Raw genomic sequence first — 14904 nt, forward strand, 5'->3', positions numbered from 1 at the left:
GGTCGCCCCCGGATATCGGGAGGACATCGGGCGGACCGGTCGGCCACAATGCGGCAATGGCCGATCACGTGCGACATGCTCCCCGTCCGGACTTCCTCAAGAAGCCGTCGCTGAGAGGGGAGCAGGTGCTGCTCCGGCCCGTCACGGTGGATGACATCGCCGCGCTGATGCCGATGTTCCTGGACGCCGAGGCGTCACGGTTGACCGGCAGCCATCCCGACGGCAGGCTCGACGAGGCGCGGTTGCGTGCCTGGTACGGCAGCCGCGCGGAGCAGGACGACCGGCTGGACCTCGCGGTGGTCGAGCGGGTGACGGGCAACGTCGTCGGCGAGGTCGTCCTGAACGGCTGGGACCCGGGTAACGAGAGCTGCAACTTCCGCATCTTCCTGGTGCCCGGCAGCTACGGACGCGGTCTGGGGACGGAGGCAACTCGTCTGATCGTCGGGTACGGCTTCGAGGCGCTGGGGCTGCACCGCGTCTCGCTGGAGGTCTACGCGTTCAATCCGCGGGCCCGCCGCGCCTACGAGAAGGCGGGGTTCGTCGCCGAGGGGGTGCTGCGTGACGCGCTGCTCTGGGAGGGCGAGCGGGTGGACGCGACGGTGATGTCGGTCCTGGCGCCGGAGTGGTTCCGGCACGGCGGACGTCCGTAGTCCCTCCGGAGGCCGCCGGCGGTCCTTCTCCGGCTCACCGTGCGGAGAAGCGCGACGCCTTGCGTGAGCGCCGGTGAACCGTTCCGGTGAGGCGGGCCGACCGGCCGGGCAGCCCACGAGCGCTGTCTGGCGCGGGCGGGCGTCCCCTAATCTGCTCCGCATGCCCGAAACCACCACGCCCGCGCCTCGCGACGACAGCCCGGAGGACTCCCTGCGGGAACGTCTGCGACAGACGTTCGACGAGGACGCGGAGCTGTACGACCGGGCCAGGCCCGGGTACCCGCCGGCGCTCTACGACGACCTCGCGGAACTCGCCGGGGCCCGTCCCGGCAGTCGCGTACTGGAGCTGGGCTGCGGAACCGGCCGGGCCACGGTTCCCCTGGCCGGCCGGGGCTGCCGGATCACGGCGGTCGAGGCGGGAGCGAACATGGCCGCGGTCGCCCGGCGCAACCTTGCGGGAGCCTCGGCCGTGGAAGTGGTGACGGCCGAGTTCGAGAGCTGGCCGCTGCCGGCGGAGCCGTTCGACACGGTTCTCGCGGCGACGGCGTTCCACTGGATCGACCCGGCGACGCGCGTGCCCAAGGCCGCCGATGCCCTGCGTCCCGGCGGGGCACTCGCCGTGGTGCGTACCCAGCATGTGAGGGGCGGCACCGAGGAGTTCTTCGTCGAGGTCCAGCGCTGCTACGAACGCTTCGACCCGGGCACGAAGCCCGGGACGCGGCCTCCCGCCACCGCCGATGTCGACAACGCAGACCATGCCCGGGAGGTGGCGCGAAGCGGCCGCTTCGCGCCCACGGTCTTCCGCCGCTACGAGCAGGACCTCACGTACACCACCCGGGAGTATCTGGACGTGCTGCGGACCTACTCGGGCCACCGGGCCCTGCCGGAAGCCGCCCGGCACGGGCTGCTGGCGTCCATCGCCGACCTGATCGACGGGGGTTACGGCGGCCGGGTGACCAAGCGCTACCTCATCGAGCTGGGAGTCTCCCGCAGGCGGTGAAGGGGCTACGGGACGAAGACGAGGCGTTCGTCGGTCCGGTGGTCGTTCCACGCCTCGGCGATCCCGGACGGGGACACGGGCCGGGCCCGGATGTCGAGGGCGCCCTCGGTCACCGCCTCGGCCAGCTCCGGGAGTTCGGCGAGGATGTCGCGGGGGGAGAGTGATCCGATGCCGCTGCCCACGATCTGGAGCCGGGCCGCGCGCAGCGCCGCCGAGGGCACCGGGGCCGACGCGCCCGCCATGGAGCCGATCTGCACCCAGGTCAGCGGCACCGAGCGGTCGGCGCGGGCGGTGAGGAGGGGGATCATGGCGTCCGCCGCGGGCGCGCCCCACACGAAGTCGAGGACGACGTCGACGTCGGCGGCTGCGGCGATCGAGTCGAAGGTGAGGACGCGGTCCGCGCCGAGGCCGGTCAGCGGTTCCAGCCTGGCGGCGTCCCGCCCGGCGGCGAAGACCTCCGCCGCGCCGAACCGCTTGGCGATCTGGATGGCCATGCGTCCGGCGCTGCCGGTGGCGCCGAGGATGAGGACGCGCTGCCCCTTCTCGAAGGCGATGCGGCGGCGCAGGGCGACCCAGGAGGACATGCCCGGGTTCATCGCGGCGGCGATCCGCACCGGGTCCGCGTCGTCGGGCAGGACGACGCTGCGGCGTACGTCGATCACGGTGCGCTCGGCGAAGCTGCCCAGGTCCGTGTCGTCCAGGGCCGCGTAGCGCAGGCGGCCCGAGGGGTCGCGTACGACACCGTCGGCGCCGGGCACGATCGGGAAGACGCCGGAGGCCGAGTAGTGGGTGCCGTTGGCCTTGGAGCGGGTGAGGTGGTGCAGGCCCGCCGCGAGGACGTCCACCACCATCTCGTGCTCGCCCCGGGCCACGGGTTCGGGGTGCTCGCGGTAGACGGGCGGGGTGCCGTACGCCGTGATGACTGCTGCGTGCATGGGAAACTCCCTGGTCGGACGGTTGGTTTGCATTACCAATCAATACCAGAGTTGTTTGTAATGCCAACAATGTCAAGTAGGGTGGTCGCCATGGCTCCCGATGACTCCACAGACGCCCTGCTGGACGCCCTGGGCCGCAGCGCCTTTCAGATCATGGGGGTGCTCACGCGGATCGGCGCCGAGCACGATCTCTCCCTCACCCAGCTGCGCGTGCTCGGCATCCTGCGCGACCGGCAGCCCCGCATGAGCGACCTGGCGACCTTCCTCGGCCTGGACAAGTCGACCCTGTCCGGCCTCATCGCCCGCGCCGAGCGCCGGGGCCTGCTGGCCCGCGGCGCCAGCCCCGAGGACAAGCGCGCCGTGATCGTCCTGATCACCGACGCGGGACGCGAACTCACCGAGCGGCTGTACGCGGAGGCCCGGGACGCCATGGCCCCGGCCACCGACCGGCTCGAACCGCATCAACGCCGGCAGCTCGCGCAGCTCCTGGAGCCCGTCCTCACCCCGCCCCTGCCGCTCGCGCCCCGTCGCCTCGCCCACTGAGCGGACGGGGCCGCGGCGCCTGGCGCGGCTGCCGCGTCAGAGGGAGCCGACGGCGGTACGGGCCGGGTGCCGGGGGCCGAGGAGGACCACGATGCCGGTGCCGTCGCCGGCGGGGTGAACGGCCTGGACCCAGCCCGCACGCCGGTAGAAGCCGATCGCGTCACGGGCCCGGCCGGAGGTCAGCAGCCGGCACCGGCCCCCGGGGGCGTCCGCGGCCACCGAATCCAGAAGGGCCGCGCCCGCTCCCTGCCCGCGCGCCGCCGTGGCGAGGGCGAGCTCGTCGACTTCGAGGCTCCCGCACAGCCACCGCGCCGTACGTCCGGCCCCGAAGGCCGCCGCGACCTGCGCGTAGGAGCGGTCGGCGGGGAACGGCGCGGGCGTGGTCCAGGCGGTGGCCAGCCCGACCAGGGTGTCGCCCCGGAACGCACCGGCCGCCGTGAAGCCGTCCCGGGTGACGTCGTCGGTCAGCCGGCGGATGAACCCGTCGGCCGCCGAGGCGTCCTCGAACCAGGGCGGGCCGGCGAACGCCTCCGCGTACACCCGGCGCACGTCCTGCGGCCGGGCGAGGAGTTCGGCGCCGGTCAGGCGGCGTATCACCGCGCCGCTCATGCGGCGGCCCTCCTGGGGTCGACGGCAGGGCGCGGGACGGCGGTGGCCGGTTCGGCGAGCGCGTGCATGGCACAGAACCTATCGCTCGGACAATTGTGCGCATGCCTTTTCGCGGCAGGCCGATGCGTCCGACAGGGCCGGGGGGAGGGGCCGTTCAGCGCGGGAGCGCCCAGTCCGGGACCCAGGTCCCTGCCGCGTCGTGGCCGGCCGTCGTCGCGGCGAGGTGGGTACGCAGGGCGGTCAGCGCGGGGTGGGGGTTGTCGCGGTGCCAGAGGAGCGAGTGCGGGTAGACCGGTGTCGGGCCGGTCACCGGGATGCGGCGCAGGCCGTGGCCGGCGGGCCAGATGAGGCGGGAGCGCTCGCCCATGAAGGTGGCCAGGGCGGGGGTGTCCGCGATGGTGTCCAGGAGCGCGTCGGAGCCGAAGTTCGGGCCGGTCGCCTCGATGGTGAGGCCGAACTCGGCGACGAGGTCGTCGTAGTAGGCGCCCCACTCGGTGCCGGGGGCGATGCCGGGCATCCAGACGCGGTGGCCGACGAGGCCGGCGAGGGTGACCGAGGGGGCGTCCGCCAGGGCGTGGGCGGGGCCGGTGAGGAGCTGGAGAGGTTCGTCCAGGACCCGTACGGACTCGATGCCGTCGGGCAGGGGGCGGCCGGGGGCCGCGACCGCGCGGAACGTCGCGTCGAGTTCGCCGGAGAGGAGGGCGGTGACGGCCGTGTCCATGCTGACCAGCATCATCACGTCGAGGACGATCTCGGGATGCGCGCCGTGGAACCCGCGCATCAGGCTCGACTGCGCGGTGCGCGAGGCGATCACATCGACGCGCAGGGGACGGCGGCCGGGTGACACGGACGCGCTCGCGCGCTCGGCCGCGCGCAGCAGTTCGCGTGCGTGGGGCAGGAACGCCCGGCCGTCGATGGTGAGCCCGGCGCCGCGCGGGGCGCGGGTGAACAGCCGGACGCCGAGGGTCTGCTCCAGCGTGGCGATCCGCTTGGAGACGGCCTGCTGGGTGACCGACAGGTCTGCGGCGGCCTTGTGGAAGCCGCCCGCTTCCGTGACGGCGACGAAGGTTCGTACTGCTTGGAGGTCCACGGGGAGCGAGCTTAGTGAACAACTCCTGGTTGTGGGCAGTGGCCTCTCTGGTTGTTTGACCTGGTGTTCTTCCGAGCGATTAGCTCTCCCCGGTCAATTTCCGGTTGTTCTGGTGGGGTGTGGTGGGCAGAAGAGCGTTGGGCCGGGAGTTCGGCTGGCTGTGGGCGGCGTACGCGGCGAGCGCGTACGGGTCCGGGCTGGGGTTCGGGGCCCTGCCGCTGATCGCCGTCATGGTGCTGCACGCCGGTCCCGCCGAGGTGTCCGCGCTGTCCGCGGTGGGCCCGGCGGTGGGGGCGCTGATCGCGGTGCCGCTCGCGCCGTGGGTGGAGTTCCGGCGCAAGCGCCCGGTCATGATCGGGATGGACCTGGTCCGGTTCGCGGCCATGGCGTCGATCCCGGTGGCCTATGCCTTCGGCCGGCTCGGTTTCGTCCAGCTGCTGGTGATCTCGGCCCTGGTCGCCGCGGCGAAAATCGCGTTCGGCGCGGCCAGTGGCGCGTATCTCAAGGCCCTGGTCCGGCCGGAGGACCTGCTCGTCGCCAACGCGCGGTTCGAGTCCACGAACTGGAGCTCCATCGCGGTGGGGCCGCCGCTGGGCGGGGCGGCGATCGGTGTGTTCGGGCCGGTCACCACCGTCGTGGCCGACGCCCTCGGCTACCTCCTGTCCGCGCTGGGCGTCACCGCGATCCGCGGCGAGGAGGAAGCGCCGGAGCGGGCCGGCCGGGGTCCGGTCCGGGCGGGCGCGCTGCTCGACGGCTGGCGGCACATCATGGGCCACCCCGGCCTACGGTCGCTCTACCTCAACCAGATCCTCGTCGCGGGTCTGATCATGGCCACCGAACCGCTGCTCGCCGTGCTCCTGCTCCGCCGGCTCGGCTTCCCGCCCTGGCAGTACGGGCTCGCCTTCGCCGCCCCCTGCCTCGGCGGACTCATCGGCTCCCGGCTGGCCCGCCGTGTCGTCGCCCGCTACGGCCGGGACCGGATCTTCCGGACCGTCGGCACGCTGCGCGCCGTCTGGCTGATCGGTCTGGCCTTCGTCCGCCCCGGCGTCGTCGGCCTCGTCACCGTGATGGCCGTCGAACTGGCCATCATCGTCAGCATGAGCCTGTACAGCCCGGTGCTCGCCACGTACCGCCTGGAACAGACTCCCGGGCACCTCGTCGCCCGCACCCTGACGGCCTGGTCGATCGGACAGCAGGCGTCCGTCGCCGTCCTCACCGCGCTGGCCGGGCTGCTCGCCGGCGCCACCGGCCCGCGTACCGCGCTCATGGCCGCGGGCCTGCTCATCCTGGCCACTCCGCTCCTGCTCCCCCGGCAGGACCGGGCCTCGCGGCGCGAGCCGGAGGAGGCGTCCCCCAGCCCCTCATGACGGAACGTGCCCGGCCCCGGCTCGGCTCGGCGGGGGGCGTGCCCGGCCCGTACGGGCGGGGCACGCGACGCCCCATCAGGCGATCCGGGCCTCGATGTGGTCCAGGTGGGCGGCGAGGATCTCCTCGAACGCGGCGCCGCGGTCCGCTCCGAGCGGGCGGACATCGCGGGCGAAGTGGGCCAGGGCGGGGAAGCGTTCGGGGTCGGCGCCGAGCACAGCGACGCGGAACTGCTCCTGGCCCTGTTCGTACTCCGTGGGGGTGATGGTGCCGATGCCGCCCTCGGAGGCGAGCAGTGCGGCGAGGAGGATCACGAGGCGGTGGTAGCGCACCGGGATCTCCTCGTCGGGCAGGCCGGACGCGCGCAATGCCTGCAACACCTCCTCCATGACCAGCCGGGCCCCGGTGCCGCCGGAGGCGTAGCGCCCCCACACGGCGGCGAGCTGGGGCTGCTCGCCGAACGCCTCGCGCAGGCGCAGGGCCAGGGCCATGACGCGCTGCCGCCAGTCGCCCTCGGGGCGGTAGCCGTCCATGGCGGCCAGCAGGACGCGGTCGGCGACCGAGCGCAGCAGTTCGGTCTTGTTGCGGAAGTGCCGGTAGAGGCTGGACGAGTCGGTCCCGAGCGCCGCGGCGAGCCTGCGCACGCTGAACGACTCGGCGTCGCCCGTGCGCAGCAGTTCCTCGGCCGTGTCCAGGATCTCCTCGGTCGACCATCGCCGTCGGCCAGTCATCGCGCCCCTCTCGTCCGGGCTCACCCTAACTCATGCACTTGATGATGCACCCACTCATGCACTTGTCGTTGCACGCGGTGCGTGCATAATGAGGGCATTGCGCTGTCCGGTCATACGACACACCCGGCATGCCGCCGGGAGGGGAGAAGGACACATGAGTGAGAGCACCGCCGCGGCACGGCCGCCCGAGCCGGACTTCTCGGCGATCACGACCGAGGAACTGCTCGCCTACCGCGAGGCGGAGAACCGCTTCCGGGCCTCCAGCGGGGCGCGGGCGTTCCTGGGAGAGCCGGACGCCGGCGCCGAGATCTCCTGGCAGACGGTCGAACTGCCGGGCCGCGACCTGCCCGTCCGGGTCCACCGCCCGGCCCCGGCGGGAGACGACGGCACCGAGGCCCGAACCGGCCCGCTGCCGCTCGTGGTCCATGTCCACGGAGGCAGCTTCGTGGGCACGGCGGTGCAGTGCGACTGGACCAACAGCCACCTCGCCGCCCGGCTGCCCGCCCTCGTCGTCTCCGTCGAGCACCGCCTCCTCGCTCCCGGCACGCCGCTGTCGGACGCCGCCGACGACGGCTGGGACGTGCTCCGGCACGTGGTGGCGCACGCGGAGGAGTGGGGCGTCGACCCCGCACGCGTGGCCGTATTCGGCGAGAGCTGCGGTGCGCTGATCAGCGCGCTGACGGCCGTCCGGGCCCGGGAGGCGGGGGTGGAGCTCAGGGCGCAGGTGCTGGTCAACCCGGCCGTCGATGTGACCGGGACGATGTTCGACTACCCCTCGGTCGCCGAGTACGCGTACAGCCCGACCCCGGTTCTGCCGCAGCTGGAGCTGTTCCAGCGGCTCGCCGTCCCGCCCGGGGCCGACGCCCGCGCGGTCTCGCCGCTGTACGCCGACGACCTGAGCGGGCTCGCCCCGGCGCTCGTGGTGGTGCCGACCCTGGACGCGGCGGCCGACCACGGCCGCCGCTACGCCGAGCGGCTGCACGAGGCGGGGACCTCGGTGCGGCTCTCCGAATACTCCGGAGCGCAGCACGCGTTCCTCACCCTGCCCGGCGTCGAACCGCAGGCGCACGCCGCTCAGGCGGAGATCCTCGCCTTCCTCCGTACGACGCTGGCGCAGTGACTCGGGAACCCACGAGAGAGGCACCCTGATGACCCGTCCACTCCCCGCACGAGGGACGCTCGCGGCGATGTACGCGGGCCTCGCCCTCACCGTCCTCGCGACAATCGCCCCGTACGCCGACCGCGGCACCACCCACCTGCTGGCCGATCACATCCGCGCGGGCTACCCCGACTACTCCCAGGCACAGGTCGACTCGGCCGTCACCACCTACCTGGTCGTCTCGACCGTCATCGGGGCTCTCGGCGTCCTGGCCTGGCTCACGACGGCCTGGACCGTCAAGGCGGGCAAACGGTGGGCCCCCGCCCTGGCGGCGGCGGTCTTCGTGACCGCCGCCGCGATCGGACTGACCGGGCTGCTGATCAAGGACACCTCCGGCGCGACCGGCCTTCCGCCGGAGCTGGGCTGGGCCGGGCTGATCCCGTGTCTGGCGGGCGCTGTCGCGGTCACGCTGCTGTGGAGGAGAACGCGCCCGGCGTGACGCCGGCCCCGCTCGGGCCACGTGATCGCCTTCAGCCGCAGTGCGCCGTGGCGGTGCGCGGCATCGGCGAACGCCTCGTACAGGCGACGTCCGAGGCCGGTGCCCCGGACGTCGTCCCGGGTGGCGCGTGCGACACGGCCTAGTACCAGGGCCGGTCGGCCGGTGTCGGCAGGGGGCGCAGTCCGGGCCAGCGTTCGAGGAGGCGGTCGGCGAGGGCGGAGCTGAGGCGGCCGGTGGCGTGGAGGTGGTCGTGGTCGCGGGTCAGGCCGGCGACCACGCCCAGGCGGTGGACGAGTCGCTCGCGGGCGGATATGTAGCCCCACTCGAAGTCCTCGGTGGGGACCCGGGCGAGCTGGTCGGCCGTCCCCCGGTGGGCCCGCTCGACCAGGGCGTCGCCCTGGATCAGCCAGCCCGCGCACGCGTCGGCGAGGTCACCCGGTACGTCCTTGCCGGTGAGGCCGCGCCAGGTGCTGCGGTAGATGTCCTCGACCTCGGCGAGCGGGGCCGTGGGGACCGACATAGCGCACCAGCAGGTGGGGAAGCCGATGCGGAAGTAGGCGAGTTCGAGCAGGCCGTTGCCGAGCGAGGCCCGCTCGAAGTCGACGAAGCGGACGCCGTCCGGGGTGCGCAGGTCATTGCCGGGGCAGGGGTCGCCGTGCAGCAGCGCGTGGTGGCCGCTGGGGTCCAACCGTTCCAGGAGACCGGCGAGTTCGTCCGGAACGGTGGACGGTACGGGCACGTCGAGCGCCCTTGCCAGGGTGAGGAAGGACTCCGCGTCGGCGGCCGTGGGCCCCGACGAGGCCGGGAGGGCGCCCGCGTCGGCGGGCCCGGTCAGGGCGTGCAGCCGGGCGAGCGACTCGGCGTATCCGGGCATCCAGTCGGCCGTTTCGCCGAGGTCCTCCACGTACTCCAGGACCATCACCCGCGCGGACGGGTCCGTGCCGAGCAGTGCGGGGGCCACGGCGGGCCCGGTGGCCCGGCCGGCCAGGCGCAGCCCGGCGAGTTCGCGTGCAAAGCGCGTGTCCGCGTCGGCGCTCGCGTCCCCGTCGTCGGTGATCTGCTTGACGATCACCGCCGGGCGGTCGTCGGGCCGCACCCGCCACACCCGTGACCGGGGGCTGCTGTCGAGCAGTTCGGCCTGGTCGGGGCTGCCTATGGCGGAGCGCAGGGCATCGTTCAACGGGATGTGGTTCAGCATGCCGAGGAGCGTAGTCGCGGACCTCGGCGAAGCGCTCGCCCCTTTCCGGGTTCGCCGAGCGGTCAGGACGGGGCGGGCCCGTCGTCGGCCGCCGTGCGCCGGCGCCGGTAGTGGCGGGCCGCGCGGGCGCGGTTGCCGCAGGACGGCTTGCACCACTCCTGGCGACCGTGGCTCTTGACGAAGTAGCGCACGCAGCGCGGCGCGGTGCAGGAGCGCAGCCGCGTGCTCTGCGGGCCGCTGAGGAAGTCGATGGCCGCGCGGGCCAGGGCCGCGACGAGCCGGACGTACGGGTCCTCCTCCCCGGTCAGCAGGCGGGCTGCGGGGGCTCGGCCGTCGGGCCAGTACAGCTGCGGGGCGACCGGTTCCCGCGCGGCAGCCGTGTTGAGGCGGTCCATCGCGCGGTCGGCGGGCATCAGGCGGTGGGCGTCCGCCGGGCTGGGGGGAGCGGGGCTGACCAGCCGGGCGAACAGTGCTCGGACCGCCTGCCGGAGGTCGATGATCCCGAGCCGGAGGTCCTCGTCCGCCGTGAGCCCTTCGGCCGGAACGTGTCCGGCCAGCAGAGGCCCCTGCTTCCGGATCCAGTCCGTCGTTCCCCGGACCGTGGCGAGGTCGTCGGCGACACCGCCGTCTCCGTCGTGGCGGATCGTGCTCGCCAGTTCCAGTGCCAGCCATTGCTCCACGGCGTCGTTCCCTTCTCGCCCGGCCAGGTCGGCGACCACTTGATCACATCTCTCGCACACCCTATGGTCCCCTAACGGTAAAAGAAAAATTTCCGTTAGAAGCCGGCTCGGTGGCGACACCGGCCGGCACAGGGGGGCGGCCTGACTCCGCCTCAGGAGGAGACCTCGGAATGACACTGCTGCTTGCGCACATCAGCGACCTGCACCTGGACGGCGGCGAGCGGGCGACCCTGCGCGCCACCCGGGTCATGGACTACGTACGAGCCCTCCCCCGCCCGGTCGACGCGCTCCTGGTCACCGGGGACATCGCGGACCACGGCGAGGAGGCCGAGTACGAGGAGGCGGCTCGGATCCTGGCCGCCGACTTCCCCGTACTCATGTGCCCCGGGAACCACGACGCGCGGCCGGCCTACCGCAAGGCCCTGCTCGGGGAGGCCCCCGGACCCGGCCCCGTCAACCGGGCCCACGACATCAGCGGCACCACCATCCTGATGTGCGACTCCACCATCCCGGGGCGTGACGAGGGGCGCCTCGACGCGGAGACGCTCGCCTGGATCGACAGCACGCTCACCGCGCTTCCGCAGGACCGGCCGGCGCTGATCGCCTTCCACCAGCCGCCGGTCGCGCTCCACCACCCGCTGCCCGACTCGTACATGCTCGAAGAGCCCGGACAGCTGGCCGGGCTGCTCGACGCACACCCCCGGGTCGCCGCCGTCCTCACGGGCCACGTCCACACCGCTGCCGCCTCGACCTTCGCCGGGCGTCCCCTGATCGTCGGGCCGGCCACCACCTGGACGCTGCGCATGCCCTGGGAGGGCGACGAGGCCGCGGACCGCGACCAGCCGCCCGGCCTCGCCTTCCACGTCCTGGACGACGACCGGCGCCTGACCACCCACTACCGCGTCGTGCTCTGATCCCTCCCGCGCGTACGAACCGGAGGCACCGTGGTCCATCCCTACGCCGTCGCCGGGTTCCTGGTGGCACTCCTCCCCCTGATCGCCACCCCCGGAGCCAGCCTGGCGCTGCTGGTCCAGCACGTCACCGACAGCGGCCGCCGCCAGGCCCTTCCCGTCGTCCTCGGCACCGTCACCGGCCTGTACATCCACGCCGCCCTGGCCGTGGCCGGCCTCTCGGCCCTGGTCATGCGGTCCAGCGTGGCCTTCACCGCCGTCAAGGTCGTCGGCGCCGTCTACCTCATCGGTCTGGGCCTGTGGACGTGGCGGGGTGCCGGAGCGAACGCCCCCGCCCCCGCCCGGCGACGCCTGCCGAAAGGAGCGGACTCCGTCTTCACCCAGGCGCTGCTCGCCAACGTCCTCAACCCGAAGGCGGCAGCCATCTACCTGACCCTGGTCCCCCAGTTCATCGCGCCCCACCAGCCGTTCGGCGGCCAGATCCTCACCCTGGCCACCGCCCACGCCCTGCTGATCGCGCTCTGGCTCACCGCCTGGACCTTTCTGATCCTGCGCGCCTCGCACGCACTGCGCCGGCCCCGCTTCAAGCGAACCGCCGCCAGGGCCACGGCGGCGGTCCTCATCACCGTGGGCATCCGGAGCGCCGTGACGTAGCGGGCGGAGCCGTTCGGCCCGTGCGGAACGGGCCGGTGGATTCCGGCGGTGTCCGGTAGGGTGCCGGCATGCATCTTTCGTCGTGTCTGAGCTGGTGGCGCTCCTCGTAGGAGCGGCCACCACTCACGCACGCAGACGGGCCGTTCGGACGGACGGCCCGTTTTCCGTGTCCCCTGGATCAGGGCCGTGCCGTCGTGACGGCGACATTCGACCCGCCAGGAGATACCGATGAACACCACCGCCCACCGGACCGTAGCCACCGAGGACCACACCGCCGCATGCGCCGACCCGCTCGGGGTGTCCGCGGCTCAGGACCGCGGTGCGCTGCTCGAAGAGCAGATCGCCGGGGACCCCGGGCGATTCCGGGTGCTGACCGGAGACCGCCCGACCGGGCGCCTGCATCTCGGCCACTACTTCGGCACGCTGCACAACCGGGTACGGCTCCAGAACCTCGGCGTGGAGATGTACGTGATCATCGCCGACTACCAGGTGCTGACCGACCGCGACGTCGCGGACAACCTGAGCGAGCACGTCGAGGATCTGGTCCTGGACTATCTGGCCATCGGCGTGGACCCGGCACGCAGCACGATCTTCACGCACAGCGCCGTCCCGGCACTCAACCAACTGCTGCTGCCCTTCCTCAGCCTGGTCTCCGTCGCCGAGCTCGAACGCAATCCCACGGTGAAGGACGAGATCGCCCACTCGCGGCAGTCCTCCGTGAGCGGCCTGATGTTCACCTACCCGGCTCACCAGGCCGCCGACATCCTCTTCTGCAAGGCCAACCTGGTGCCGGTCGGCAGGGACCAGCTCCCGCACCTGGAACTCACCCGGACCATCGCCCGCCGTTTCAACGACCGTTACGGCTCCGGCTCCGTCGTCCTCCCCCGGCCCGATGCCCTGCTGTCGAACGCGCCGCTCCTGCTCGGCACGGACGGCGGCAAGATGGGCAAGAGCCGCGGCAACGCCATCACGCTGGCCGCCGGTGCCGATGAGACCGCCCGCCTGATCAAGGGGGCCAGGACCGACTCCGAGCGCCATATCGCCTACGACCCGGCCGGCCGCCCGGAGGTGTCCTCCCTGCTGCTCCTGGCGGCCCTGTGCCAGGACCGGACGCCCGAGGAGGTCGCCGCCGGCATCGGCTCCGCCGGGTCCGCCGCGTTGAAGAGGACCGTGACCGAGGCGGTCAACGAGTACCTGGCGCCCATCCGCTCCCGCCGGAAGGCGTACGCGGCCGACCGCGGCCACCTCCGCGCGATTCTGCGCGAGGGCAATGAGCGGGCCAACGCCGTTGCCGACCGCACGCTCGGAGAGGTGCGTGCCGCGATGAACAGCGACTACTGACCCGGCTCAGCTCCGCCCCGACACCCCCGTGAGCAGCGTGTTCAGCATGTCCGTCATCTCGGTCCGGGTGCGGGCGGCGCCGTAGACGTGGAAGTCGGGGCGGATCAGGGCGGCGGGTGCCCGGACCTCCTCGGTCAGCCAGGCGGTGTACGTGCCGTCGATGTCGACCTCGGGGGTCAGGTGGACGATCGAGCCGCCCAGCGCGGTCAGGCGGTCCGCCAGCGCCGGGTCCACCAGGGTTCCCGGGTCCTCGGTGCTGAGCAGCACGAGGGTGTCGCCGCACAGTTCGCCGGCCTGCGGACGGTTGGTACGGGCCTGGGGGACGATCCGGCTGTCCGCTCCGGTGAAAAGGCCGTCCGCGCCCGCGTGGAACAGGCCGTGCTTCAGCGCGTCGTCCCCGGGCCGGGCGAACGCCTCCGGGTCGCGGGACGGGGCGTCGTCCGAGCCGCGCACGGCGAGCAGGGCGCCGTCGCGGTAGCCGGCGGTGGAGCGGTCGACCATGCCGATCAGCTGGGCGAGGTTCACCGACATGTCGATGGTCCGCTGGGCGTCGGGGCGGCGCTCCGCCTCGTACGAGTCGAGCAGGGTCTCATCGGCCGAACCGGCGAGGACCAGGTGGAGCTTCCACGCCAGGTTCGCCACGTCCCGGATGCCGGTGCACATGCCCTGGCCGGCGTGCGGGGGCATCACATGGGCGGCGTCGCCCGCGAGGAAGACCCGGCCCGGTCCCCCGGAGCGCCACTGGTCGGCGTTGCGGGCCAGGCAGGTGTAGGCGACATAGCGTTGCAGCGTCGCGTTGTCCCGGCTGACCCCGAAGTGGGTCAGCAGGCGCCAGGCGTTCTCGACCGTGTCGAAGTCCTCGAAGGACTGGCCGGGCAGCCGGATGAACTCCCAGCGGCTGTGCGAGGGTCCGGCCGAGAGGTCGACGCGGGGCTGCGCCGGGTCGGCGACCTGGATGTTCTGCGAGGGGAATTCCTCGGGGTCGTGCGGCATGACGTCGCAGGCCATCCAGTCGGCCGCGTAGTCGGAGGCCGAGACCGGGACGCCCAGGTGGTTGCGTACGAAGCTGTTGGCGCCGTCGCAGCCGACCAGCCAGCGGGCGGTCAGGACCTGCTCACCGGCCTCCCCCCGGACCGTCAGGTGGACCGAGTCGTCCTTCTCGGTCAGGCCGACGGCCTCGTAGCCGCGCAGCACGCGCAGGTCGCTCAGCTGGTCGCCGCGCCCGACGAGGGCGGACTCCAGGCCCGGCTGGTAGAAGGAGGTCGCCTCCGGCCAGCGGTAGCGCTCGTCCTGGTTCAGCTCGAAGTGCATCAGCGTCTGGCCCTCGCCGTTGACCACGACGTAGTCCTTGGTCGGCTCGCTGACCGGGAAGAGCGCGTCGGCCACGCCGATCGTGCCGAGTATGCGGCCGGCGTGACGGTCGAAGGAGACCGCCCGGGGCAGGTTGTAGGGCTCCAGGTACTTCTCCACGACGGTGACCCGCCAGCCGTGCTGGGCCAGCAGGATCGACAGGACCTGCCCCACGGGGCCGTATCCGACTACAAGGACGTCCGAGTCCGCTGCATCTTCAGTCACGGCCCGACCGTAAACCGGCGCGGG

At 72.9% G+C, this 14904-nt stretch carries 16 protein-coding genes and 1 pseudogene; 9 read left to right on the top strand and 8 right to left on the bottom strand.

The window, feature by feature from the left end:
- The first annotated feature begins 56 nt into the window (after positions 1-56).
- Together P8A18_RS33445 and P8A18_RS33450 are read left to right on the top strand one after the other, a co-directional pair.
- Positions 57-650 carry a GNAT family N-acetyltransferase gene (locus tag P8A18_RS33445; protein ID WP_306061460.1) on the top strand — a complete coding sequence of 198 codons (594 nt, stop codon included), beginning with the start codon at positions 57-59 and terminating at the stop codon, positions 648-650.
- A gap of 160 nt (positions 651-810) precedes the next feature.
- Entirely contained in the window at positions 811-1650 is an 840-nt protein-coding gene (locus P8A18_RS33450; RefSeq protein ID WP_306061462.1) for a class I SAM-dependent methyltransferase, read from the top strand.
- A 5-nt stretch (positions 1651-1655) separates the two neighbouring features.
- On the opposite strand, the gene P8A18_RS33455 is transcribed toward P8A18_RS33450, so the two are convergent.
- Positions 1656-2585: a quinone oxidoreductase family protein gene (locus tag P8A18_RS33455; RefSeq protein ID WP_306061464.1), complete on the bottom strand. Its 930-nt coding sequence runs from the start codon at positions 2583-2585 to the stop codon at positions 1656-1658.
- A gap of 90 nt (positions 2586-2675) precedes the next feature.
- On the opposite strand from P8A18_RS33455, the gene P8A18_RS33460 reads away from it, so the two are divergent.
- Positions 2676-3128 (top strand): MarR family winged helix-turn-helix transcriptional regulator, encoded by a 453-nt coding sequence (locus P8A18_RS33460; protein WP_026250133.1) that lies wholly within the window; start codon positions 2676-2678, stop codon positions 3126-3128.
- A gap of 36 nt (positions 3129-3164) precedes the next feature.
- On the opposite strand, the gene P8A18_RS33465 is transcribed toward P8A18_RS33460, so the two are convergent.
- Together P8A18_RS33465 and P8A18_RS33470 are read right to left on the bottom strand one after the other, a co-directional pair.
- Positions 3165-3737, bottom strand: a complete 573-nt coding sequence (locus P8A18_RS33465) for a GNAT family N-acetyltransferase (protein ID WP_306061466.1) — start codon at positions 3735-3737, stop codon at positions 3165-3167.
- 154 nt (positions 3738-3891) lie between these two features.
- On the bottom strand, positions 3892-4827 hold the full coding sequence (locus P8A18_RS33470) for a LysR family transcriptional regulator (protein WP_306061468.1): 936 nt from the start codon (positions 4825-4827) through the stop codon (positions 3892-3894).
- Between the two features lie 119 nt (positions 4828-4946).
- On the opposite strand from P8A18_RS33470, the gene P8A18_RS33475 reads away from it, so the two are divergent.
- On the top strand, positions 4947-6194 hold the full coding sequence (locus tag P8A18_RS33475) for an MFS transporter (protein WP_306061470.1): 1248 nt from the start codon (positions 4947-4949) through the stop codon (positions 6192-6194).
- Between the two features lie 75 nt (positions 6195-6269).
- Here the strand turns inward: P8A18_RS33475 and P8A18_RS33480 are convergent, their stop codons facing one another.
- Complete coding sequence (locus tag P8A18_RS33480) at positions 6270-6923, bottom strand: TetR/AcrR family transcriptional regulator (protein ID WP_306061472.1); 654 nt, start codon at positions 6921-6923, stop codon at positions 6270-6272.
- Between the two features lie 154 nt (positions 6924-7077).
- Between P8A18_RS33480 and P8A18_RS33485 the strand changes: the two genes are divergently transcribed.
- Both P8A18_RS33485 and P8A18_RS33490 read left to right on the top strand, forming a co-directional pair.
- Entirely contained in the window at positions 7078-8043 is a 966-nt protein-coding gene (locus tag P8A18_RS33485) for an alpha/beta hydrolase (RefSeq protein ID WP_306061474.1), read from the top strand.
- A gap of 28 nt (positions 8044-8071) precedes the next feature.
- Complete coding sequence (locus P8A18_RS33490; RefSeq protein WP_306061476.1) at positions 8072-8521, top strand: hypothetical protein; 450 nt, start codon at positions 8072-8074, stop codon at positions 8519-8521.
- A 20-nt stretch (positions 8522-8541) separates the two neighbouring features.
- On the opposite strand, the pseudogene P8A18_RS33495 reads toward P8A18_RS33490, so the two are convergent.
- From P8A18_RS33495 to P8A18_RS33505, 3 genes and pseudogenes are all read right to left on the bottom strand, one after another.
- Positions 8542-8646, bottom strand: a pseudogene (locus P8A18_RS33495) (GNAT family N-acetyltransferase); the annotation flags it as partial.
- 14 nt (positions 8647-8660) lie between these two features.
- A complete protein-coding gene (locus P8A18_RS33500; RefSeq protein WP_306061478.1) occupies positions 8661-9719 on the bottom strand; it encodes a phosphotransferase family protein in 1059 nt (352 codons plus the stop codon).
- A 62-nt stretch (positions 9720-9781) separates the two neighbouring features.
- Positions 9782-10399, bottom strand: coding sequence for a CGNR zinc finger domain-containing protein (locus P8A18_RS33505; RefSeq protein WP_306061480.1), 618 nt, complete (start codon positions 10397-10399; stop codon positions 9782-9784).
- 170 nt (positions 10400-10569) lie between these two features.
- Here P8A18_RS33505 and P8A18_RS33510 point away from each other — a divergent pair, with 170 nt between their 5' ends.
- The 3 genes from P8A18_RS33510 (at position 10570) to trpS (ending at position 13305) form a co-directional block, all read left to right on the top strand.
- Complete coding sequence (locus P8A18_RS33510) at positions 10570-11313, top strand: metallophosphoesterase (protein ID WP_306061482.1); 744 nt, start codon at positions 10570-10572, stop codon at positions 11311-11313.
- A gap of 30 nt (positions 11314-11343) precedes the next feature.
- Complete coding sequence (locus tag P8A18_RS33515; protein ID WP_018554304.1) at positions 11344-11964, top strand: LysE family translocator; 621 nt, start codon at positions 11344-11346, stop codon at positions 11962-11964.
- A 228-nt stretch (positions 11965-12192) separates the two neighbouring features.
- Positions 12193-13305: a tryptophan--tRNA ligase gene (gene trpS / locus P8A18_RS33520; protein WP_306061484.1), complete on the top strand. Its 1113-nt coding sequence runs from the start codon at positions 12193-12195 to the stop codon at positions 13303-13305.
- Positions 13306-13311: 6 nt separating this feature from the next.
- Here the strand turns inward: trpS and P8A18_RS33525 are convergent, their stop codons facing one another.
- On the bottom strand, positions 13312-14880 hold the full coding sequence (locus P8A18_RS33525) for a bifunctional 3-(3-hydroxy-phenyl)propionate/3-hydroxycinnamic acid hydroxylase (RefSeq protein ID WP_306061486.1): 1569 nt from the start codon (positions 14878-14880) through the stop codon (positions 13312-13314).
- Positions 14881-14904 lie beyond the last annotated feature (24 nt).

The sequence above is a fragment of the Streptomyces sp. Mut1 genome (assembly GCF_030719295.1).
Taxonomy (GTDB): domain Bacteria; phylum Actinomycetota; class Actinomycetes; order Streptomycetales; family Streptomycetaceae; genus Streptomyces; species Streptomyces castrisilvae.